The organism is Janthinobacterium sp. SUN206 (assembly GCF_030587305.1).
GTDB classification, from domain to species: domain Bacteria; phylum Pseudomonadota; class Gammaproteobacteria; order Burkholderiales; family Burkholderiaceae_D; genus Janthinobacterium; species Janthinobacterium kumbetense.
Genome location: NZ_JAPWIB010000001.1, coordinates 2,142,530 through 2,164,473 on the forward strand (window position 1 = coordinate 2,142,530; position 21,944 = coordinate 2,164,473).

A 21,944-nucleotide genomic window follows, 5' to 3' on the forward strand; every position below is an offset into this window, starting at 1 on the left:
TTATTTCCACTTGCCGCGCAATTCCTGCACCTTTTGCTGCAGCAATTCCGGCGTGGCGGCCTCGGGCGCCACGGGCATGCCCACCGCCAGCGACAGGCGCGAACGCAAGCCCGCCTTGAAGGCGCGCTCGAACAAATGGCCATTGCGATGGCTCAACAGATGACCCCACAAGCCGCGCAGCGCCAGCGGAATCACGGGCACCTTGCTGCGCTCGACGATCTTCGCGATGCCGCCCTTGAATTCGCTGATCTGCCCCGTGCGCGTCAGCTTGCCTTCCGGGAAGATGCACACCAGTTCTCCCTCGTGCAGCGCTTGCGCGATGTCGATGAAGGCCTTTTCCATGAGGAAAGGATCTTCCTTGGCCGGCGCGATGGGAATCGCCTTGGCCGTGCGGAAAATCCAGCCCATCAGCGGCATCTTGAAGATGCGGTGGTCCATGACGAAGCGGATGGGGCGGGGGCTGGCCGCCATGATGACGATGGCGTCCACATAGCTGACGTGGTTGCACACCAGCACGGCCGCCCCTTCCGTCGGGATGCGCTCGCCATCGACGACTTTGACGCGGTGCACGGTCTGTATCAGTATCCACGCGAGGAAACGCATGAGGAATTCCGGCACCAGCGAGAAGATGTAGGCCGCCACCAGCGCATTCAAGATGGCCGTGACGAGGAACAACTGCGGAATCGTAAACCCCTGGCCCAGCAGCACGATGGCCACGCCGGCGGCCGCCACCATGAACAGGGCGTTCAGGATATTCATGCCGGCGATCGTGCGCGAAATGTGTTTCGGGTCGCAGCGCGTCTGGATCAGGGCGAACAGGGGCACGATGAAAAAGCCGCCGAAGACGCCGATCATGACGATGTCGAGCAAAATGCGCGGCACGCCGGCCTGGCTGACAAAGGCCAGCGCGTCGACCACTTGCGTATTCGCATACGCGTTGCTGGCGAAATACAGGTCGATGCCGAACAGCGACAGGCCGATGGAACCGAACGGCACCAGGCCGATTTCGATCTTGTGGCCGGACAGGCGCTCGCACAGCAAGGAACCCGTGCCGATGCCGACGGAAAACACGGTCAGCAGCAGCACGAACACGCTGTGGTCGCCATGCAGGAAATCCTTCGAGTACACGGGGAACTGCGCCAGGATCAGGGCGCCATAGAACCAGAACCAGGAGTTGCCCAGCATGGCCAGGAAGACGGGACGGTTCTTGCGCGAAAAATTCAGGTTGCGGAACGATTCGGCGACGAAATTCAGGCTCACCTTCAAGTCCGGCTCGGGCGCCGGCGTGCGCGGCACGCGGTAGCTGGCGATGAGGCCGAAGACGGCCACGGCAATCGTCGCGCCCGCCACCAGTTCCACGCCCAGCGGCTTGTGCACGATCAACACGGCGCCGAGGATTTCGCCCAATAAAATGCCGACAAAGGTGCCCATCTCGATCAGGCCATTGCCGCCGACCAGTTCCTCGGGTTTGAGCTGCTGCGGCAGGTAGGCATACTTGACGGGGCCGAACAGGGTCGAGTGCACGCCCATTCCCACGACGGCGGCCACCAGCAGCCACAGGGTATGCGTCATCCAGCCGGCGGCGGCCACGGCCATGATGGCCAGTTCCATCCATTTCACGAAACGGGCCAGGCCCGCCTTTTCGAACTTGTCGGCCAGCTGGCCCGCCGTGGCTGAAAACACGACGTAGGGCAAGATGAACAGGCCGGGAATCAGGTTGGTGATGGTGGACGGATCGAGCGTGGTCCAGCTCAGCGCATCGTAGGCGAGGATCACCATCAAGGCCGTCTTGAACAGATTGTCGTTGAAGGCGCCAAAGAACTGGGTCCAGAAGAAGGGCCCGAAACGGCGCTGCGACAATAAGGAAAACTGGCTGCTTTGACTCATGGCATAGGGAACTGGCAATTAAGGAATTGCTAAAATACAGCACTATCCTGCGCACGACAATCTGAATGTCGACATCTTGCTTGGCATCAATATGAAAAGCCCGCTCCGGCCCCATGCTTGCCTTGTCGCCGTACGCGCTTCCTGGCACTTGCCCTGACACAACAGAAATCGCTTGTTTCTTGATAATAAGGTAATGTGCGCATACATCGGGCGCCTTCGCCCTGCCCTTTCAGGAAAGCTGCCCCATGTTTGGATTGATCACGCTGTTCATCCTTGGCTTGCTGATTACCGCCTTCGTGCTGGTGCTGCAGTACCGCCGCAAGGTGGCGGATCTGGAATTGCTGACGGCACGCCTGCGCAAGGAAGTCGACGGCATCCAGCAGCGCCTGCGGACGCTGGAAGGCCAGGGCGAAGCGCCTGCGGCTACGCCCGTCGTGCCCGTCGCACCGGCCGTGCCCGCCAGCGCGGCACCGGTGGCGGTGCCGACACCCGCCCCCGTGCCGCAAGCGGCCGCGATCAAGGTGGCCGAGGTGGCGCAGGTCGCGCCGGCAGCAGTGCCGGCAACAGCCTCCGCAGCAGAAGCCCCCGTGGCGCGGAAACCGGCTCCGCCGCCCCCCGCCAGACCCGCCCCTGCCGTCCCGAATACCCCGTCCTGGATCGCGCACCCGGACGGCCTCGTTGCCAAGGCGAAAAACTGGCTATTCACGGGCAACCTGGTCGCCAAGCTGGGCTTGCTGATCCTCTTCCTCGGCGTCAGCTTCCTGCTCAAATACGTGTCGGCCCAGGTCACGCTGCCCATCGAGCTGCGCCTGGCTGGCATCGCGCTGGCCGATATTGCCCTGCTGGCCTGGGCCTGGCGCATCCGCCTCAGCCGTCCAGGCATCAGCCTGCCGCTGCAGGGCACGGCGCTGGCGATATTGATGCTGGTGACGTTTGGCGCCTTCCGCCTGTATGAACTGATCCCGGCCGGCCTGGCGTTTGCCGTGCTGTTTGTGCTGACGGCGTTCACGTGTCTGCTGGCCGTGCTGCAAAACGCCGTCTGGCTGGCCGTCTTCGGCATCGTCGGCGGCTTTGCCGTGCCCCTGCTCGTGTCGACGGGCAGCGGCAACCATATCGGCCTGTTCAGCTATTACGCGCTGCTCAACGCGGGCGTCTTCGCCATCGCCCTGAAACGCGCCTGGCGCGTCCTGAATGTCCTGAGCTTTGGCTTTACCTTTGTCGTTGCCACCACCTGGGGCCTGCTGCGCTACTCGCCCGAGCACTACCTGTCGACGCAGCTGTTTTTGATCCTGTTCGTGCTGTTCTATATCGGCATCGCGATCGCCTACTGCGCGCGCCAGGCGCCGCGCCTCAAGCATTACGTGGATGGCACCCTCGTCTTCGGCACGCCGCTGGCGGCCATGGGCCTGCAATACGGCCTGGTCCGGCACTTTGACTTTGGCCTGGCATTTTCCGCGCTGCTTGCCGGCCTGTGCTACACGGGACTGGCCGTGGCGCTGTGGCGCCGCGCAGGTTTCAAACTGCTGGCCGAAGCCTTCCTTGCGCTGGGCATCGTCTTCGGCACCCTGGCCATCCCGTTCGCCCTCGACGGCCGCTGGACGTCCGCCGCCTGGGCGCTGGAAGGCGCGGGCATCGTCTGGGTCGGCTTGCGCCAACGCCAGACGCTGGCCTGGGCCTTCGGCTTGCTGGTGCAGGGGGCCGCCTGGCTTGCCTTCCTCGGCGCCATGCTGGAACTCACCACGGCAGCGGCCCTGGACGCCAACATCTGGCTCGGCTGCGTGCTGCTGGCCGCCGCCGCGCTGGTGATGGCCTTCAACTTCCGCCACCATGGCAGCCACTTGCATCCGGAGTTCATGAGCAGCCTGTCCGTGCTGTTCCTGACGGCCGCCACAGTCTGGCTGCTGGGCGGCATCTGGAGCGAAATCCTGCTGCGCACGGATGCCGCCACGCAACTGAACCTGCTCACCGTCAGCGCGCTGGCAGTGGCAGCCCTGCTGGCGGCGCTGGCGCGGCGCGAGCAATGGCATGCGCCGCGCGCGCTGCTGCTGGCCGTGCAGGTACTGGCCGGCATGGTCATGCTCAGCCGCGCCAGCTGGGCCTGGGATCAGCATCCGGCCAACCTGTTCGGCGGTTCCTTCCTCAGCGCCCTGCTGCTGGGCGCCGCCGCCTTTGCCAGCGCCCGTTTCCTTGCGCTGCGCGCGCGCGGCGGCGACGAGCTGCTGGCCCTGGTGGCGCGCCCCCTGCTGGCCTGGAGCGGCTTGCTGTGGTTTGCCGCCATCCTCGTGCCCTTCACCAGCTGGCTGCTGCGCCTGATCGACGGCAACCTGGCGCTGCAAGCACACGCGGGCGAACACTGGCTGGCGCTGTACCTGATCGCCGTCTGCGTCACGACGCCCGCGTTCGCCCTCCTGGCGCGGCGCCTCGATTGGCCGCAGCTGCGCTGGATCAGCGTGGCCGCCTGGATTGGCCTGGGCCTGTGGAGCGCCAACCTGTTGCTGGCGCTGTACCTGCGCGACTACCTGCCGACCGGCTTGAGCTGGCTGGCCCTGGCCAGCGCCCTGGCGGCAGGAGAATACCTGCTGCTGGCCTGGCCGCAAGCGGGCTGGCAACTCGACGCGCGCGCGCTGCGTTTCCTGCATACGCTGCGCACGGCCGCGCCATGGTTGATGCTGTGGCCGCTTGGCGCCATGCAGGTCAGCGCCTGGCTGGCGCAGCATGAAGGCAGCGTCAGCCCTGCCTGGGCCCGCTACTTGCCGGCCTGGGCCATGATGCTGGTGCTGGCCGGGCTGATCCGCCGCTGCCGCGCTGGCGCCTGGCCGGTGGCGCCGATTGCAGCGTGGTACCAGCGTTATCTGATACCGCTGGCGGCGGCATGGTCGCTGCTGCTGATCGCCGCATGGAATATCTTCGACGACGGCGCCATGGCACCGTTGCCGTATTTGCCATTGCTCAATCCGCTGGACCTGAGCACGAGTTTTGCCGTCCTGCTGGCCATTGCCAGCTACCGCTTGCTGCCGGCGGGCCAGATGCCGCTGCCCGCGCTGTGGCAGGCGCGCTTGCCCGTCGTGGCCGCGTGCCTGCTGTATGGCTGGTTCAACCTGATGCTGCTGCGCACGGTGTCGCAGTACCTGGGCGTGCCCTACACCTTTGACGCCATGCTGGCCTCGCAGTTCGTGCAAGCGATGCTGTCGCTGGTGTGGAGCGTGACGGCCCTGCTGCTGATGCGCCACGCGGCGCGCCAGCAGCGGCGCCAGCAATGGAGCCTGGGCGCCGTGCTGCTGGGTCTGGTCGTCCTGAAACTGTTCCTGATCGACCTGTCGAACGTGGGCGGCATCGAGCGCATCGTCTCCTTCGTGGGCGTCGGCTTGCTGATGGTCTTGATCGGCTACCTGGCGCCCTTCCCCAAGGCTGTCGCGCCCGCTTCAGCCGAACCGCAACAAGGAGCCGCATGAAGCCCTCATTGATCTGCTGCAGCCTGCTGGTGGCAGGCGCCGCGCTGGCCGCGCCCGGCCAGGACCGGCCACAGGACTATGCCTGGAGCATGCCCGTGCAGGTGCCGGCCGGTGCCGGCATCGTCCAGCTGATATTGCCCAGGGACGTCTACCTGCACGCCAGGTCGGCCAGCCTGGCCGACCTGCGCCTGTTCGACGCGGACGGCAAGCGCCTGGCCTACGCCATCGGCGCGCCGCCCGCGCAATCGGCCACGCAACGGACTGCCATTCCCGCCCGCATTTTCCCCGTGACGGGCGCGCCGGCAACTGGCGATGGCTTGCAAGGCATCGATATCCGCACGGCGGACGATGGCCGTTTGCTGTCGGTCAGCACGCGCGCCGGCACGGCAGCGACCACGGCGGCGCTGCAGGCGCTGATCCTCGACCTGGGCAAGCAGACGCAAGATAAGCGCATCGCCGCCTTGCGCTTCACACCGCCGGCCCGCACGGACAATTACAGTGCGCAAGTGCTGCTGGAAGTGAGCGATGACCTGAAGCAATGGGACGCCATAGGCACCACCACCCTGAATTGGCTCAGCAACAGCGACACGCAAACCCTGGCCAACGACAGCATCGCCTTTGCGCCGCGCGCCTTCCGCTATGCGCGCCTGAGCTGGCAAGCGGGCGAACCGCTGGCCTTTGCGGCGATCACGGCGCAAGCCGTCAGCGAAACGGAGATCGCCCCAGCACGCGCCTCCATCGTGCTGCAAGGCTTGCCCGGCAAGCAGGCGAATGAATGGCGCTACGCCACGCCCCTCGCCATTCCCGCCGACAGCATCGCCCTGCAATTGACGCACAACAATGTTGTGCTGCCCGTGACTCTGGGCGTGTATCGCCAGCACAACTATGTTCCCCGGCACCGGCTGCACCTGCGCCACCAGGCGCGTCCCGTACAAGGCACGTATTTCGATCCCGTGCTGAGCACGACGTTTTACCGCATCGGCCTCGATGGCAAGGAGAGGATCTCGGGCGACCTGGCCATGCCCGTGACGCAAACGGGCGAATGGGTACTGCAGACGGCCACGGAACTCCAGCTCGACGCCGGCGATGCGCCCGCCCTGCGCCTGGGCTGGACACCGGCCACCGTCGTTTTCCTGGTCAGCGGCAAGCTGCCTTATCAGCTGGCATTCGGCAACAGCAACGCCGCCGCCGTGGCGCAACCGCTGTCGCAGGTGGCGCCCGGCTTCAAATCAGACGAATTGCTGGCGCTCAAGACGGCGAGCGCCGGCCCGCTCCACCCCAACGGGGGCGCGGCGGCACCCGCACGCGTCACAAAGGACGGGGCACCGTGGCGCCTGGCCGCGCTGTGGGGCGCACTGCTGCTGGGCGTGGGCGTGCTGGGCTTCTTTGCCTGGCGCTTGCTGACGCAAATGAAACAGGAACAACAGGAACAAACGGGGCAGCAGAAAACAGGCCAACAGCAAACGGGCCAGCAATAAATGAGCCCGCAAATAATGGGCCGGCAAGCAATGGAGGATGGCGCAAACAGGCGCGGCCAGCGGCCAGACTAGCGGCCAGAAAGACCAGGCGCCACGAATGGCTTTACACAAATGGCTTTATCGCGGCGTACTGACTTGCTGGCTTCACTGCTTGCTGGCTTGCTGGCTTCACTGCTTGCTGGCTTGCTGGCTTGCTGGCGGCTGGCTTGCTTACAGGCTAGCAGGCTTGCTTATCGACCGGCTTGCTCGCTCACTGCCGCAGCAACGCCTTGAACGTCTGCGGCATCCAGGGACGCGCCGCCAGCATGAAGCTGATGGCCAGGCGCTCATCGCCGGGCAGGCGCGCGTCTTCCTGGTGTTGCTGCGAGAATTCCACCGCCACTTGCTTCAGGCGTTCCAGCAAGGCCGCAGTGGATTTTTTCGACAGCATCACGTTCACCAGGCGCAGCAATTCCGTCTCGCCATCGAATTGGGAATTCAAATAGTCACCATAGGCTTCCTTTTTGAAATACGTGTGGATGGGACCGTTCGGTATCCACGCAAACGTGCGCGCCACCAGCAGTTTGACCCGGTTATTCGGCAGCAGTTCCAGAAAACCGATCTTGTCGAGGCGCAGCAGGTATTTCACGGCTTGCGCCTCGCTGATGTCATAGATGGCAACGATCTGTTCCAGCGGCAGCAGGTTCAGGGCAGACACGGCCACGACGAACAGCCGGGTGTCCTCGATAATTTCCTTTTCCTGCGCATATGTCAGTCCCGTGATCAGGATGGGCGTGGCCTGGGCAGACTGCACGGCCAGCGCCAGCTGCTGGAAATCGCTGCCGATGGCCACCAGGATCTGGTCCAGGCGCTGCAGGGTAAATTGCTTCTGCGAAAACATCCGCTTGACGCTGGCTTCGGATACGCCGATGCGCTGGGCCAGCTCGGCATATGTGACGGCGCGCGCTTTCAACAGGCGTTTCAAGGCTTCGATCAAGGCGTGGGTTTGCGGCATGCATTTCCTTTATAAAAATGGCATCGGTTCTAACGGCAAAAAAGTAGCGCAATACGCTACCTGCGGTATGCCTGCCCGCTACGAGTAGCGTTTTCATTGACCAATTGCCCACAGTCTACAATGATGGCGTTGCCACTTGGCACACTTGAAGGAGAAACACATGAAACGCCTGCTGCCCCTCTGCCTGTCCCTGTCGCTGTTGACGCTCTCCGTGGCCGCTCCCGGCCTGGTCCACGCCGCTGCCTCGGAGAACCTGTCGAAAGGCTCGCAAAACCTCAGCCAGGGTTCCGCCATCGTCGTCGCCGGCTCCATGTCGATGCTGGTCGCCTCTGGCCAGGTGGTGGTCGCCAGCGTGGAAACGGTGGGCGAAGGCATCGTCATCGTGCTGAAAGGCGCGTCCGAAGCGGGCGGCGCTTCCATCCAGATGAGCACGCAAGCGGCCAAGGGCCTGTCGCTGGCGGCCGGCACCGTGGTCAACGTCGTGGCGCTGTCCACCGGCCACATGCTGGTTCTTTCCGGCAAGGCCATCGCCTTCATCCCGAACGAACTGGGCAAGGCGCTGCTGCACCACTCCAAAGTGTAACCACCAATGAAAAACGGAAATCCCATGAAACATCTGCTCGCCACCGCCCTGCTGTGCGCCGCCACCATGGCGCCGCTGGCCCAGGCCGCCAATTCCGACACCACCAACGCGTCCGACAACGCCAGCATGGCGTCGGCCATCGTGCTCGTCGGCTCCATGTCGGTGCTGGCCGCCGCCGGTGAAATCGTCATCGACAAGGTGGAAGACGTGGCCGACGGCAGCGTCCTCGTGCTGAAGAGCGCAGCCAGGGGCGCCTCGCAGGCGGCCACGGCCTCCGTCAAGCTGAGCCAGAAAGCCACGCAAGGTCTGTCGCTGGCGGCCGGCACGGCCATCCAGGTGGTTGCCGTCTCGACGGGCCACATGCTGGTACTGTCGGACAAGGCCATCGCCTATGTGCCGGATGCGGCCGGCAATGCCATCCTCCACCATTCGAAAGCGTGAACCCATGAAACGCCTGACTGTCATGATCATCAGCCTGGCCCTGGCCGGCGCCGCCCATGCGGGACGCTCGTGCGAGGAAAAGCCAACGGATGCGACCACCCTCGTCAAATCGATGGACCTGGCGCAAAAGACCCTGCAGGCGCTCGATGGTTCGGGCGCGCAAGTGGCGCTGGTGGCACGCGCCGGGCAAGACCTGTCGAAGTACAATTTGCGCTATTCGCACATGGCGCTGGCCTGGCGCGACCACCCGAAGGGCCGCTGGCTGGTGGTGCATGAACTCAATGAATGCGGCACGGCGCAATCGTCGCTGTACAACGAAGGCTTGGGTAATTTCTTCATGGATGACGTGTTCATGTATGAAAGCCTGATCCTGATTCCCGGCCAGGATACGCAGCAGCAGCTGGTGCGACTGCTGACGTCGAACACGCCCAAGCGCCTGCATGAGCCGCACTACAATATGCTGGCCTATCCGTTTTCCACCAAGTACCAGAACTCGAACCAATGGGTGCTGGAAACCCTGGCCGCTGCCAGCAACGAGCCGGGCAAGATCGAAACGCGCGCCGAAGCGCAAGGCTGGCTGCGCAGCGCCAGCTACGCGCCGCAAACGCTCAGCATACCGGCCGCCACGCGCCTGGGCGCGCGCATGTTCCGCGCCAATATCGCCTTCGACGATCACCCGTTCGAGCGCCGCATGACGCGCCAGATCGACGTCGTCACGGTGGACTCCATCGTGCGCTTCATGCGCCAGCGCGAACCGCAGGTGCAGGAAATCGTCGTGCGGGGAAATTAAGGACGCGGCAGCAGGCGAAACAGCGGTCCGATCAGCAATACCAGCACCACCATGCGCGCCACGTGGAAGGCCGTGACGATGGGGACGCCCAGATGCAGGGCCTTGGCCGTCAGCGACATTTCCGCGATGCCGCCGGGCGACGTGGCCAGGATGGCCGTGCCGGGATGGATGCCCAGCCAGTGCGACAGGCCCAGTCCGAAGGCGGCCGCCAGCAGCAGCATCAGGAAACTGCACAGAGCCACGCCGGCCAGGTAGCGGGGAGCAGCATGCAGGAAGGCGGGAGTGAAGCGCGTGCCCAGGGCGATGCCGATGAACAGCTGGCCCGCGCGTATCATCCATTCGGGCAGGCGCGACAGATGGATGCCGCAGGCCGTCAGCAGCAGCGCGGCCAGCAGCGGGCCGATGACCCAGGCGTTGGGCAGCCGGCCCCGTTTTAATGCGAGGGCCGCCAGCACCGTGATGCCGACCAGCAGCGCCAGCCCGCCATAGTCGACCAGCGCGGCGCCGGGCACGGAAGTCTCATGCCCTTCTGCCAGGCCATGGCTGCCCCAGTAGCGCACGCCGAACGGGATGGTCGCCACCACCAGCATCATGCGCAGGCTGTGCGCGGCGGCCACCTTGCCCACGTCGGCGCCATGGCGCTCGCTCTGCACCGCCATCTCGGATGCGCCACCCACGGCCATGGCAAAGAAGGCGGTGGCATGGTCGACGCCGGAGAAGCGCCGCAGCAGCATGGCGCCGGACGCGCCCAGCGCCAGCGCGAACAGCACGGCGCCGGCGATCCATGGCGTGTAGACGGTGAGCACGGCCAGCACGGGCGCGGTGAAATACAGACCCAAGGCCGTGCCGATGGCCCACTGTCCCGCTTCCCGCACGCGCACCGGGCAAGCCAGTTCGCGCCCCGCCAGGCGCAGCACGGCCGTGGCAAACAGGGGGCCGATCATCCACGGCAGCGGCGTGTGCAGCCACAGGCAGATGGCGGCGCCCAGCAAACCCGTGGCCAGCGCTGCGCCGACTGCGCGCCAGCGCAGCCACCACGGCACCGTTAAAACACCCAGAGCTTATCGGCCGGCATGTGCAGCCAGTACTTGCCTGCCTCGAGCTTGTGGCGCGAATACGCGCGCAGGCTGATGTTCTCGGCGCCGCCGCGCTCGAACAGACACTCCCAGCGGTCGCCCAGATACATGCACGTCAGCAGCGGCAGTTCGATGGCGTTGTCGACCTGCGTGGCGCTGATCTTCACTTCCTCGACGCGGATCATGGTCGTCACTTCCGTGCCCGCGTTGGCGCCGCGCGCCACGCCCTGCATGGAGGCGCCATCGACCAGCAGGCGCACCTGCTTGCCTTCGCGCTGCACCACCTTGCCGGGCAGGCGGTTGTTACTGCCCATGAATTCGGCCGTGAACAGGGTGTCCGGCGTTTCATACATGCTTTGCGGCGTACCCTGCTGCTCGATCTTGCCGTTATTGAGCAGCAGGATGCGGTCGGAAATGGCCATCGCCTCGCCCTGGTCATGCGTCACCATCAGGGCCGACAGGCCCAGGCGCACGATCAGTTCGCGCAGGAAGGCGCGCGCTTCCTCGCGCAGCTTGGCGTCCAGGTTCGACAGCGGTTCGTCGAGCAGGATCACGGGCGGGTTGTACACCAGCGCGCGGGCGATCGCCACGCGCTGCTGCTGGCCGCCGGACAGCTGGTGCGGATAGCGCTCGCCCAGGTGTCCGAGTCCCAGCTGCGTCAGCACTTCCTTGATGCGCGCGGCGATTTCCGTGCTGCCCATCTTGCGCAATTTGAGGCCGTAGGCGACGTTGTCGAACACGGTCTTGTGCGGCCACAGCGCGTACGACTGGAACACCAGTCCCAGGTTGCGATGCTCGGCCGGCATCTCGAAATGCTTCGCGCCGTCGAAGACATTGCGCTCGCCGATCTGGATGGTGCCCGCCTTCGGGCTTTCCAGCCCGGCGACGGCGCGCAGCAAGGTGGTCTTGCCGCTGCCCGAAGGCCCCAGCAGGGCGACCACTTCGCCTTTTTGCAGGTGCATCGAGACACCTTTCAGGATCTGGTTGGCGGCAGCGCCGGTGCCGTAGTCCAGGTACAGCTCATTGACGGTCAATTCATTCATGATGTGGTCTCAGTCTATTCTTAGTTATGCAGCTCAGTTATGTAACTTCACGCCAAAGCGCAGCGCGATGCCCAGGCCGATGGCCACCAGGGTGATATTGATGAAGGACAGCGCCGCCACCAGGTCGGTCGAGCCGCCCGCCCACAGCGACACCAGCATGGCGCCGATCACTTCCGTGCCCGGCGAGAGCAGGTACACGCCCGTCGAATATTCGCGCTCGAAAATCAGGAACACCATCAGCCAGGCGCCCAGCAAGCCGTATTTGATCAGCGGCAGGGTCACGTCGCGCGTCACCTGGCCGCGGCTGGCGCCGACGGCGCGCGCCGCCTCTTCCAGCTCCGGCCCCACCTGCAGCAACGCCGTCGAAATGAGGCGCATGCCGTAAGCCATCCACACCACCGAATACGCGAGCCACAGGGCGAAGATCGTCGAGCGCACTTCGCGCAGCACGGGGATCACATGGCCGCTGAGCCACAGGGCCACGCCGTTGTCCATGCCTTTCAATATGCCGTCGAGCCAGGCCGGCACGAACAGGAACACCCACAGGAACGACAGGCCGGCCAAGAGGCCCGGCACGGCGCGCGGCACCAGCACGCTGTAATCGAGCAGGCGCGTGATGCCGTCCTGCTTGCGGTGCATGGCCAGCGCGATGAAGCTGTAACAGCCCACGGCCAGCGCGCCGCCGACGACGCCGATCAGGATGGTGTTGACGATGCCGCGCACCAGCGAAGGCTGGTCGAAAATATCGCGGAAATGCTGCAACGTCAGCACGTCGGCCAGGTGCACGCCCTCGCCCCAGTACTGCACGAAGGAGCGCAGCACGATGCCCGTCAGCGGCAGGATGATGGTGAAGATCAGCCAGCCGGCCAGCAAGGCAAACGCCAGCCACTTCCAGCGGCCCAGCGGCATGGCCTTGCTGCGCGCGCCCTTGCCCTTGATCGACACGTACTTGTTGGCCGATTTCAGCAGCCAGCGCTGTATCATCACCAGCGGCATGGTCACCATCACCAGGCACACGGCGACGGCAGCCATCAGGTGGTACGACGGCGTGCCGAGCTTGTTCGTCAGCTTGTACAGATAGGTCGGCAGCACCAGATGGCCTTCCGGATCACCGAGCACCAACACCAGACCGAACACCTCGAAGCCGAGGAAGAACACCAGCACGCCCGCATACGCCAGTGCAGGCATGATCATCGGCAGCGACACATTGAGCATCACCTGGATCGGCGAAGCGCCGGCCACGCGGGCCGCTTCTTCCACGTCCGAACCCAGGCTTTTCAGCGCCGACGAGGCATACAGGTAGACGTGCGGCACGTGCGTCAGGCCAGCGATGATGACGATGCTGGTGAAGGAATAGATATTCCAGGGCACGAAGCCCAGCAGCTCCTTGGCCCAGATCGAATAGAAGCCCACGGGTCCCATCGAGACGACGTAGCCAAAGCCCATCACCATCGGCGAGACAAAGATCGGCACCAGCAGCATGGGCGCCACCCAGCCGCGGCCCGGCAAATCCGTGCGCACCATCAGGAAGGCCAGCATGCCGCCCAGCGGCACGGCGATGACGGTCAGGCCGAAGGCCAGCATCAGGCCATTCTTGAAGGCCATGGCGAAATCGGGATCATCGAAGATGAAACGGTAGGAATCAAAGCCGAATTCGCGCACCGGCATGAAGAAGGGCGCGTTCAAAAAGCTCTGGTAAAAAATCAGGAACAGCGGCAGGAAAATGGCGACCAGGGTAATCGCCACGACCACGCCGCGCGGCCAGTTCAGGCGCGACAAGGGAGAGCGCGACCGTGCAGGCAGCGGCAAGATAGCAGTTTGCATGATGAATCCAATGAATGAAGGGTACGGCGTGCGCCCGCAGCCAGGCTCGCGGGCGGCTAAGTCGGCGTTATTTTTTGCCGGCTGTTTCTTTCCATTGCTTCAGGAAGGCCATGCGCTTGGCTGGCCCCAGGAATTGCAGGATGATCGGATGCACGGGAATCGGCTTGACGTTGGCCGTGCCGATTTCCTTGATCAGTTCCGCCGAGGTGGTCTCGCCCGTGACGTCGGCGCGGATGGCGAACAGCTTGGCGCCGTTGGCGATGATGGTCTGGCCGCGGTGCGACAGGATGTAATCGAGCCACAGCTTGCTGGCGTTGACGTTCTTCGCGTTCTTGTTGATGAACTGCACGCGCGACAGGATCAGGGTGTAATCCTTGGGCAGCACCACGCCGATCGACGGGTCGGTCTTGGCGCGCACCAGCGCGTAGGAACCCAGCACGTTGTAGCCGATCAGGTTTTCACCGGACGAGATACGCTCCATCATGGTGCCCGTCGACGACTGCACGCGCACCTTGGCCGTGCCGAACGCGTTTTGCAGCGCCAGGAATTGCGGATATTCCTTGGCATCCTGCGCCATGAACATGAAGCCCACGCCCGATTTCTCGATGTCGTAGGTGGTGACCTTGTCCTTGAACTTCGGCGTGGCGATCAGCTTGACGAAGTCGTCGTGGTTCTTCGGCACTTCCTTCGGGTCGAGCAAACGCTTGTTATAGACGATGGCGGCCGGCTCGAACGTGGTGCCGTAGGCCTGGTCGTCCCACATGGCCCAGCCGGGGATCTTGGCCGCTTCGACCGACTTGTATTTCAGGGCGTAGCCATCGGAGGCCAGGCGCATCTGCAAGTCCATCGCCGAAGACCACATCACGTCGGCCGTGTTGCCGCCGGCGGCCACTTCGGAAATGAAGCGGTTATACACTTCGGTGGAATTCATGTCGTTGTATTCGACCGAGATGCCGGGATACAGGGCGCTGAAGTCCTTGATCAGCGGCGCGGCGGCCTTGCTGTCGGTGGCGCTGTAGATCACCACCTTGCCTTCCTTCTTGGCCGCGTCGATGATCTTCTGGTAGTCGGCCGGATAACCTGCCGGTACCTGGGCGAAAGCGGCGCCGGCCAGGCTGGCAAACGCGGTGGCAAGGGCGGCTTGAAGCAGGGTCTTGGTTTGCATGTGGTTGTCTCCGTCTATGAATAGGTTTTTTATTTAATGAGATGTCGGTCAGCGCATCAGGCCAAGCTCATTCGCCTGCCTGGCATACTCGTCGACCGCCTTCCTGACATACGCCGTCAGCTTCGGCCCCGTCAGGGCGAATGGATACAGGCCGGCCTGCGCGCGCCATTCCGCGAACTGCGGCGTGGCCATGACGCGGTCAAAGGTGGCCACCCAGCGCTGGTAGTCCGCCTCCGGCACCTGGGGCCCCATCCACACGCCGCGGATGATCGGCCAGACCACGTCGACGCCTTGCTCGCGCGCCGTCGGCACGCCTGCCAGCACGCCTGGCAGGCGCTTCTCCGACAGCACCGCCAGCACGCGCGCATGGTTGGCGCTGGCGTTCAGGGTGGCTTCGGACGTGTCGCCCGAGACCACCTGCACATAATCGGCCTGCATCGCCGTAAACACTTCGCCGCCGCCTTCGAGCGCGACAAAACGCAGTACTTTCGGATCGATGCCGGCCTGGCGCGCCACCAGCGCCATCTTCAGCCAGTCCTGGCTGCCGATGGTGCCGGAGACGCCGATCAGCACCTTGTCCGGATGCTGCCGCAATGCCGCGATCAAGTCACCCAGCGTCTTGTAGGGCGAATCGCTGCGCACGGCGATCATGCCGTAGTCGGCGCCCAGCGCCGCCACCCAGCGCACGTCGCCCGCCTTGGCATTGCCGAACTTGCCCTGCGCCAGATTCAGCAGCGAACCGCCCGAAAACGCCACCAGGGTGTTCGGCTCCGCGCGGCGGCGCTGCGAACCCATCGAGTGCCAGGCCACGGCGCCGATGCCGCCGGGCAGATAACTGATGCGCATCGGCGCCATGGCGGCTGCCGCGCCCTCCTGCGCCAGGCCTTTTTTCGCCAGCTTGCAGGTCAGGTCCATGGCGCCGCCCGGCTTGGACGGCACCACGCACTCGGCCGGCGCCGACGCCTGCGCCGCCGCGAGGGCGGGCAGCAGGCACAGCAAGGACAGGAACAGGGAGCGCAGCATCGTCATGCCTTAGAAGCGGTGCTGGATGCCGGCGATCAGGCCGCGCTGCGTGTCGCCGAAACCGGCATCGTCACGCGACAGGCTGACCAACTGGTTGTGCTTGGCCTTGGCGTAGGCGCCGGCCACATACAGGTCGGTGCGCTTGGACAGGGCATAGCGCACGCGCGCCACGTACATGATCGGATCGGCATTGAGGTTGGCGGCCACGTTTTTCACGTCCTGGTAGTAGATCACGCCCGTCAGGGTGATCACCGGCGTGGTCTTGTAGCTGACGCCGCCCCAGTACAGGGTGCCGCGCACGTCGGCCTTGCCGGAGGCAGCCGGATCGAGCTTGTAGTCGCGCGCCGCCGCCTGCACTTTCCACGGGCCGTCGTCATACATGGCGCCCAGGTGGTAGACGGTGGTCTTGTCGCGCGCGCCGCCGGCGATGGCATTGCCGTTCACCTGCTCATACGTGGCCAGCAGGCTGACAGGACCGGTCTTGTAGGTGACGGCCGTGGACAGCTTGGCGCTGTCCGAGTTGCCCGTCGACTGCTCGCCGAAGCCGTACGATGCGCCGTAGCTGAAGTCGCCCGTCTTGCCCGAATACTTGACCATGTTGTCGAAGGCCGTCGTCATGCCGTACTTGCTCGGACCCGTCGCATTGGCCGAAGTGGCCCACGAATAGAACGGCGCATAGGCCATCGGATCGAACGGCAGCACGAAGTCATACACGGTGGTGAACGAACGGCCCAGCACGACGCGACCGAATGCGCCTTCCAGGCCCACATTGGCCTGGCGCTTGAACAGCGCGCCGTCGGCAGCGCCCGTGTCGACCAGGATGCCGCCTTCCAGGTTGAAGACAGCTTTCAGGCCGCCGCCCAGGTCTTCGCTGCCCAGGATGCCCCAGCGCGAGGTGTTCATGCCGCCCGAGCTCACTTGCGTCATCGAGCTCTTGTTCGGACCGGCGTTGCTGGTGGTGCTGACGCCGGCGTCCAGGCGGCCGTACAGCGTGACGTTCGATTGTGCCTGGGCGCTGCCAGCGGCGGCCAGGACAGCCAGAGCGGCCAGCGAGTATGCGGTCTTCTTCATGTAGAGTATCTCCCTTAGATATAGTTATTAGTGATATGCCTGATCAATTTCATGAATCAGGATCACACTATATGAGCGCGATCCTTTCAATTCGCTTTCAGACTGACAGGTGTCGCCAGCCAGCCACAAAGGGGGCAAACATATTCATTGCCGCCCCTGTCGGCGCGGCGCCGGCAGGCTTACACTGCATCCATTTCAACGAATGGCGGAGACCATGCGCATATTATTAGTGGAAGACCATCTGGAGCTGTCGCACTGGCTGGCAAAGGCCCTGCGCGACGCGCACCTGACGGTGGAGACCGCCCACAACGGCGCCGATGCCGACGCCCTGCTGCACACGCAGGAATACTCGCTGGTGCTGCTCGACCTGACCCTGCCGAAGATGGATGGCCTGGACGTGCTGCGCCGCCTGCGCGCGCGCGGCGGCACGCGCGGCAAGACTCCCGTCATGATACTCACGGCGCGCGGCGGCCTGGATGAAAAAGTGCAGGGCCTGAACCTGGGCGCCGACGACTACATGGCCAAGCCGTTCGAGCTGGCCGAACTGGAAGCGCGCGTGAAAGCCCTGCTGCGCCGCAGCCAGGGCAACGAAGCCCTCGTGCATGCGTGCGGTGCCCTCAGTTTCGACACCGTCACGCGCATGTTCAGCTATGCCGGCGCCCCGTTTCCCCTGACGCCGCGCGAACACGCGGTGCTCGAAGCGCTGATCACGCGCTCGGGACGCGCCGTGTCGAAGGAAAAACTGTTCGACGAAGTCTTTGCGCTGGCCGACGACGCCAACCTGGACGCCATCGAACTGTATATCCACCGCGTGCGCAAGAAGCTGGAAAGCGGCGTGGAAAGCGGCTCGCCCGACGGCGCCGTCATCACCACCCTGCGCGGCATCGGCTACCTGCTGCAGCCGCGCAGCGCCATGGCGCCGGCCGCGCCGAAATGACCGTGCGCGCCCCACGCCCGCCCATGCTCGAACGCTTGCGCCGGCGCTGGGCGCAGGGCCGGCCGCTGGGCAGCCTGCGCAGCCAGCTGCTGCGCTGGCTGCTCATCCCCCTGGTGATGCTGGTGCTGCTCGATGCCGTCTTTGTCTACCGCAACGCGCTCGACGCGGCCGACATGGCCTACGACCGCTCCTTGCTGGCGTCGACGCGGGCGCTGGCCGAGCGCGTCTCCATCGTCGGCGGCAAGGTGGTGGCCGAAGTGCCCTACGTGGCGCTCGACAGCTTCGAAACAGACACCCTGGGCCGCATCTATTACAAGGTGACGGGCATCAATGGCGAACTGGTGTCGGGCTATGGCGACTTGCCGCCCGTGCCGAAAAACGTGCCCCGCTCGCAGAATTATCCCGCCCTGGTGCGCTTCTACCACGCCGACTACCACGGCAAGCCGATCCGCATTGCCGCCCTGCTGCAACCCGTGTACGACGACTCGATGCGCGGCATCGCCCTGATCCAGGTGGCCGAAACGCTGGACGCGCGGCGCGGCCTGTCGAACCAGATCCTGTTCGACACCCTGAGCTGGCAGGCGGCGATGATACTGGTGATGGGCGCCCTCGTGTGGTTTGCCGTGCGCCTGGTGCTGCGCCCGCTGATGCGCTTGAAAACGGAGGTCGAGACGCGCACCCTGTCCGACCTGTCCGACGTCGACCCCACGCTGGTGCACAAGGAAATGCGCCCTCTGGTGAGCGCCATGAACGGCTCCATGTCGCGCCTGCAGCAGCTGATCGCCAGCCAGCGCCGCTTCATCGCCGACGCCTCGCACCAGTTGCGCACGCCGCTGACGGTGCTGAAAACCCAGGCCGAACTGGCCATGCGCGAGTGCGACCGCCAGGCGGGCGGGCCGCCGGACATCGCCGCCCTGCGCGACATCGTGCGCTCGATCGCCACCACCACCGATTCGACCGTGCTGCTGGCCAACCGCCTCCTGACCCTGGCGCGCATCGAGCATGGCGGCGACAGCCTGGCGATGGACGCCGTCCCCTTGCGCGACGTGGCGCAGCAGGTGGGACTGGAAATGGCCATGGCCGCCGTCGGCAGGCATATCGACCTGTCGCTGGAAGCGCCCGACGAAGCGCCCGTGCATGGCCAGGCCCTGCTGCTGCATGAACTGGTGGCCAACCTGGTCGACAACGCCCTGCGCTACACGCCGCAGGGCGGCAGCGTGATCCTGCGCGTGCGCGCGGCGCAAACGGGGAACGGCCACGAACACGGCGCCGTGCTGGAGGTGGAAGACAGCGGCAAGGGCATCCCGCCGGCCGAGCGCGAACGCGTATTCACGCCGTTCTACCGCGTCGGCACGGCGCTCGAGAGCAATCCTGGCGGCGCGGGGCTAGGTTTAGCCATCGTGCGCGACATTGCCGCCCTGCACGGCGCGCGCCTGGAACTGGCGACGGCGGAAAATGGCCACGGATTGAAAGTCAGCGTGCATTTCGGCGGCGCCGCATGATGGCCTGCATAGATAGTCATTCGACACGGAGTGTTGCCCAAAAACAACACGTAGCTTATTTCTAATATTTTTTAAATAATTGCCTTACATAAACATATTCATCCCTATACAATTCGGCTCCCATTAAGCGGCGAGACAGTCTCTCCGCATTAATTACCTAGGATTAATATGAAAAAGCAATTGTTTGCAGCAGTCGTAGGCGCCGCCCTGGCATTCCCATTGTTCGCTCAAGCTGAAGGTTTCTATGCTGGCGCCAACGTCGGCCGTTCGGAATTGAAACTGTCGGGTGACACCCCTTCGGTCAAGAAAAGCAATACCGGCTACAAAGCCTACGCAGGCTACGACCTCACGCAAAACTTCGGCGCGGAAGCCGGCTACGTCGACTTTGGCAAACTGACGACAACCTTCGACGGCGATAAACTGGACGTGAAAAGCCACGCATTCTACGTTGCCGCCACCGGCACCCTGCCACTGAACGAACAGTTCTCGCTGTTCGCCAAGGCTGGCGTATCGCAAAACCGCACCAAAGTCAGCGTCGTTGGTGAGAACGTTAACGACTCGACCAACAAGACCTCCGCCATCTTTGGCATCGGTGCCGCTTACCACTTCGACAAAAAACTGTCGCTGGTTGCGGAATACGAAAACTTCGGCAAGGTAGCAAACGGCGATGGCGCCAAGCTGAAAGCCGACCTGCTGTCGATCGGCCTGCGCTACAAGTTCTGATTCGCGCTCGCGCGCATCAGCATCCAGCCGTTTTAACGGCTGATAAGAAACCGGCTGCACAGCCGGTTTTTTTATGGGCGCATGGCGCGCCACGGGCGCCGATGTTAATATCTCGCCCTGAAATTGACTGAAAGATTCCGCCATGATGACCAAAGAAGACGTAAGCGAACTGTTCGCCAACATCGCCGAGAACGCGCCCTGGAACCTGTCCCAGCCGCTGCTGTGGGGCTATTACTTCACCAACCCCACTTCCGAACCGCTGGAGCAGGCCGCCACCGTGCTGGCGCTGCAGGGCTACCGCCCGGTGGAACTGTACCAGCCGGAACTCGACGATCCGGCGGCACCGCCCGTGTGGGTGCTGCACGTGGAAAAGGCCGAAGTGCATGGCGTCGACAGCCTGCACGCGCGCAATGGCGAACTGATGGCGTTTGCCCAGGAAAACCAGCTGGCCAGCTATGACGGCATGGACGTGGGACCCGTCGGCGCTCCCGACGTACCGCAGCATTAAGACAGTCATCGGATGAAAAAACGGCGCCCGCGGGCGCCGTTTTGCATGGATCGCTAAAAACGCTCAGCTGAGGTTTTCCAGGCGGATCTTGGTGACCGTGCCCACCACGCTATTTAATGCTTCCATCTTCTCGATGGCGGCCGTGACATTCTTTTCCTGCGTCTGGTGCGTCAGCATGATGATGTCCGTATGCGTCTCGCCTTCGGCCGGCTCTTTTTGCAGCATGGCGTCGATCGAGATGCTGCGTTCGGCCAGGATGCGCGTCAGGTCGGCCAGCACGCCCGGCTGGTCGGCCACGTGCATGCGCAGGTAGTAGCTGGTGGTGATTTCCGACATCGGCAGGATGGCGATATCGGTCATCGCGTTCGGCTGGAACGCCAGGTGCGGCACGCGGTGTTCCGGGTCGGCCGTGGCCAGGCGGGTGATGTCGACCAGGTCGGCGATCACCGACGACGCGGTCGGCTCGGCGCCCGCGCCGCGGCCCGAGTACAGGCTGGCGCCGACGGCGTCGCCATGCACCAGCACCGCGTTCATGGCGCCTTCCACGTTGGCGATCAGGCGCTTGGCCGGGATCAGGGTCGGATGCACGCGCAGCTCGATGCCTTCCACGCCATTGACGGTGGCGCGCTTGGTGATGCCCAGCAGCTTGATGCGGTAGCCCAGCTGCTCGGCGTAGCGGATGTCGACGGCATTGAGGTTGCTGATGCCTTCCACGTAGGCCTTGTCGAACTGCACCGGGATGCCGAAGGCGATGGCCGACATGATGGTGGCCTTGTGCGCGGCGTCGACGCCTTCGATGTCGAAGGTGGGGTCGGCTTCCGCGTAGCCCAGTTCCTGCGCCTGTTTCAGCACGGTGGCGAAATCGAGGCCCTTGTCGCGCATCTCGGACAGGATGAAATTGGTGGTGCCGTTGATGATGCCGGCGATCCATTCGATGCGGTTGGCCGTCAAGCCTTCGCGCAACGCCTTGATGATGGGGATGCCGCCGGCGACGGCCGCTTCGAAGGCTACCATCACGCCCTTGTCCTGGGCGGCGGCGAAGATTTCATTGCCGTGCACGGCCAGCAGGGCCTTGTTGGCCGTGACCACGTGCTTGCCGTTGGCAATGGCCTGCATCACCAGGGTTTTCGACAGGTCGTAGCCGCCGATCAGTTCGACGACGATGTCGATCTCGGGATCGTTGACGATCAGGTAGGGGTCATTGACGACCTTGCAGCCGCCGGCGACGAGCGTTTCGGCGCGCGCCACGTCGCGCACGGCGACGGCGACGACTTCAATGCCGCGGCCCGCGCGGCGCTTGATTTCTTCCTGGTTGCGTTTCAGGACGCTGAACGTGCCGTAACCGACATTGCCCAGGCCCAGCAGGCCGATCTTGATGGATTTCATAGTGTGCTTGACTGCTCATAAGTGGCGCCCCCTTGGGCGGCGCCAGGTTGATCGGTATTGC

The 21,944-nt window shown here is 64.3% G+C and carries 18 protein-coding genes; 9 read left to right on the plus strand and 9 right to left on the minus strand.

Features of this window, described 5'->3' with window-relative positions; genetic code table 11:
• Complete coding sequence (locus tag O3300_RS09690) at window positions 1-1,887, minus strand: MFS transporter (protein WP_251350461.1); 1,887 nt, start codon at window positions 1,885-1,887, stop codon at window positions 1-3.
• A 245-nt stretch (window positions 1,888-2,132) separates the two neighbouring features.
• Here O3300_RS09690 and O3300_RS09695 point away from each other — a divergent pair, with 245 nt between their 5' ends.
• On the plus strand, window positions 2,133-5,339 hold the full coding sequence (locus O3300_RS09695) for a DUF2339 domain-containing protein (protein ID WP_305052798.1): 3,207 nt from the start codon (window positions 2,133-2,135) through the stop codon (window positions 5,337-5,339).
• On the plus strand, window positions 5,336-6,817 hold the full coding sequence (locus O3300_RS09700) for a DUF3999 family protein (protein WP_305052799.1): 1,482 nt from the start codon (window positions 5,336-5,338) through the stop codon (window positions 6,815-6,817). The genes O3300_RS09695 and O3300_RS09700 overlap by 4 nt, the downstream gene beginning before the upstream one ends.
• A gap of 250 nt (window positions 6,818-7,067) precedes the next feature.
• Here O3300_RS09700 and O3300_RS09705 read toward each other — a convergent pair whose 3' ends face one another.
• Complete coding sequence (locus O3300_RS09705; protein WP_305052800.1) at window positions 7,068-7,811, minus strand: helix-turn-helix transcriptional regulator; 744 nt, start codon at window positions 7,809-7,811, stop codon at window positions 7,068-7,070.
• 160 nt (window positions 7,812-7,971) lie between these two features.
• Here O3300_RS09705 and O3300_RS09710 point away from each other — a divergent pair, with 160 nt between their 5' ends.
• From O3300_RS09710 to O3300_RS09720, 3 genes are read left to right on the plus strand one after another with little or no spacing between them, the layout of a single operon-like run.
• Window positions 7,972-8,394 carry a hypothetical protein gene (locus O3300_RS09710; protein WP_251350458.1) on the plus strand — a complete coding sequence of 141 codons (423 nt, stop codon included), beginning with the start codon at window positions 7,972-7,974 and terminating at the stop codon, window positions 8,392-8,394.
• Window positions 8,395-8,418: 24 nt separating this feature from the next.
• A complete protein-coding gene (locus O3300_RS09715) occupies window positions 8,419-8,835 on the plus strand; it encodes a hypothetical protein (protein ID WP_305052801.1) in 417 nt (138 codons plus the stop codon).
• Between the two features lie 4 nt (window positions 8,836-8,839).
• Window positions 8,840-9,625, plus strand: a complete 786-nt coding sequence (locus O3300_RS09720; protein ID WP_305052802.1) for a DUF2145 domain-containing protein — start codon at window positions 8,840-8,842, stop codon at window positions 9,623-9,625.
• Here the strand turns inward: O3300_RS09720 and O3300_RS09725 are convergent.
• From O3300_RS09725 to O3300_RS09750, 6 genes are all read right to left on the minus strand, one after another.
• Complete coding sequence (locus O3300_RS09725) at window positions 9,622-10,668, minus strand: AbrB family transcriptional regulator (protein ID WP_305052803.1); 1,047 nt, start codon at window positions 10,666-10,668, stop codon at window positions 9,622-9,624. The genes O3300_RS09720 and O3300_RS09725 overlap by 4 nt on opposite strands.
• Before the next feature lie 2 nt (window positions 10,669-10,670).
• Window positions 10,671-11,744: an ABC transporter ATP-binding protein gene (locus O3300_RS09730; protein WP_077407473.1), complete on the minus strand. Its 1,074-nt coding sequence runs from the start codon at window positions 11,742-11,744 to the stop codon at window positions 10,671-10,673.
• Between the two features lie 33 nt (window positions 11,745-11,777).
• Complete coding sequence (locus O3300_RS09735) at window positions 11,778-13,568, minus strand: iron ABC transporter permease (RefSeq protein WP_070219148.1); 1,791 nt, start codon at window positions 13,566-13,568, stop codon at window positions 11,778-11,780.
• 67 nt (window positions 13,569-13,635) lie between these two features.
• Window positions 13,636-14,733 carry an ABC transporter substrate-binding protein gene (locus O3300_RS09740; RefSeq protein WP_099667024.1) on the minus strand — a complete coding sequence of 366 codons (1,098 nt, stop codon included), beginning with the start codon at window positions 14,731-14,733 and terminating at the stop codon, window positions 13,636-13,638.
• A gap of 48 nt (window positions 14,734-14,781) precedes the next feature.
• The gene (locus O3300_RS09745; protein WP_305052804.1) at window positions 14,782-15,762 is read right to left on the minus strand and encodes a tripartite tricarboxylate transporter substrate binding protein; all 981 of its coding nucleotides are present in this window, start codon (window positions 15,760-15,762) and stop codon (window positions 14,782-14,784) included.
• 3 nt (window positions 15,763-15,765) lie between these two features.
• A complete protein-coding gene (locus O3300_RS09750; protein ID WP_099667023.1) occupies window positions 15,766-16,827 on the minus strand; it encodes a porin in 1,062 nt (353 codons plus the stop codon).
• A gap of 214 nt (window positions 16,828-17,041) precedes the next feature.
• Between O3300_RS09750 and O3300_RS09755 the strand changes: the two genes are divergently transcribed.
• The 4 genes from O3300_RS09755 (at window position 17,042) to O3300_RS09770 (ending at window position 20,497) form a co-directional block, all read left to right on the plus strand.
• Window positions 17,042-17,764, plus strand: coding sequence for a response regulator (locus O3300_RS09755; protein ID WP_251350454.1), 723 nt, complete (start codon window positions 17,042-17,044; stop codon window positions 17,762-17,764).
• Window positions 17,765-17,787: 23 nt separating this feature from the next.
• The gene (locus O3300_RS09760) at window positions 17,788-19,266 is read left to right on the plus strand and encodes a sensor histidine kinase (protein ID WP_305053145.1); all 1,479 of its coding nucleotides are present in this window, start codon (window positions 17,788-17,790) and stop codon (window positions 19,264-19,266) included.
• A 168-nt stretch (window positions 19,267-19,434) separates the two neighbouring features.
• Window positions 19,435-19,989, plus strand: coding sequence for an outer membrane beta-barrel protein (locus O3300_RS09765; RefSeq protein WP_251350453.1), 555 nt, complete (start codon window positions 19,435-19,437; stop codon window positions 19,987-19,989).
• 142 nt (window positions 19,990-20,131) lie between these two features.
• Window positions 20,132-20,497, plus strand: coding sequence for a ribonuclease E inhibitor RraB (locus tag O3300_RS09770; RefSeq protein WP_305052805.1), 366 nt, complete (start codon window positions 20,132-20,134; stop codon window positions 20,495-20,497).
• Between the two features lie 63 nt (window positions 20,498-20,560).
• Here O3300_RS09770 and O3300_RS09775 read toward each other — a convergent pair whose 3' ends face one another.
• Window positions 20,561-21,883: a homoserine dehydrogenase gene (locus tag O3300_RS09775; RefSeq protein ID WP_099667019.1), complete on the minus strand. Its 1,323-nt coding sequence runs from the start codon at window positions 21,881-21,883 to the stop codon at window positions 20,561-20,563.
• Window positions 21,884-21,944: the final 61 nt, after the last annotated feature.

Coding starts and splice junctions, on each gene's coding strand:
- O3300_RS09690 (WP_251350461.1), bottom strand. CDS start 1,887: ATGAGTCAAAGCAGCCAGTTTTCCTTATTGTCGCAGCGCCGTTTCGGG.
- O3300_RS09695 (WP_305052798.1), top strand. CDS start 2,133: ATGTTTGGATTGATCACGCTGTTCATCCTTGGCTTGCTGATTACCGCC.
- O3300_RS09700 (WP_305052799.1), top strand. CDS start 5,336: ATGAAGCCCTCATTGATCTGCTGCAGCCTGCTGGTGGCAGGCGCCGCG.
- O3300_RS09705 (WP_305052800.1), bottom strand. CDS start 7,811: ATGCCGCAAACCCACGCCTTGATCGAAGCCTTGAAACGCCTGTTGAAA.
- O3300_RS09710 (WP_251350458.1), top strand. CDS start 7,972: ATGAAACGCCTGCTGCCCCTCTGCCTGTCCCTGTCGCTGTTGACGCTC.
- O3300_RS09715 (WP_305052801.1), top strand. CDS start 8,419: ATGAAACATCTGCTCGCCACCGCCCTGCTGTGCGCCGCCACCATGGCG.
- O3300_RS09720 (WP_305052802.1), top strand. CDS start 8,840: ATGAAACGCCTGACTGTCATGATCATCAGCCTGGCCCTGGCCGGCGCC.
- O3300_RS09730 (WP_077407473.1), bottom strand. CDS start 11,744: ATGAATGAATTGACCGTCAATGAGCTGTACCTGGACTACGGCACCGGC.
- O3300_RS09735 (WP_070219148.1), bottom strand. CDS start 13,568: ATGCAAACTGCTATCTTGCCGCTGCCTGCACGGTCGCGCTCTCCCTTG.
- O3300_RS09740 (WP_099667024.1), bottom strand. CDS start 14,733: ATGCAAACCAAGACCCTGCTTCAAGCCGCCCTTGCCACCGCGTTTGCC.
- O3300_RS09745 (WP_305052804.1), bottom strand. CDS start 15,762: ATGACGATGCTGCGCTCCCTGTTCCTGTCCTTGCTGTGCCTGCTGCCC.
- O3300_RS09750 (WP_099667023.1), bottom strand. CDS start 16,827: ATGAAGAAGACCGCATACTCGCTGGCCGCTCTGGCTGTCCTGGCCGCC.
- O3300_RS09755 (WP_251350454.1), top strand. CDS start 17,042: ATGCGCATATTATTAGTGGAAGACCATCTGGAGCTGTCGCACTGGCTG.
- O3300_RS09760 (WP_305053145.1), top strand. CDS start 17,788: ATGCTCGAACGCTTGCGCCGGCGCTGGGCGCAGGGCCGGCCGCTGGGC.
- O3300_RS09765 (WP_251350453.1), top strand. CDS start 19,435: ATGAAAAAGCAATTGTTTGCAGCAGTCGTAGGCGCCGCCCTGGCATTC.
- O3300_RS09770 (WP_305052805.1), top strand. CDS start 20,132: ATGATGACCAAAGAAGACGTAAGCGAACTGTTCGCCAACATCGCCGAG.
- O3300_RS09775 (WP_099667019.1), bottom strand. CDS start 21,883: ATGAAATCCATCAAGATCGGCCTGCTGGGCCTGGGCAATGTCGGTTAC.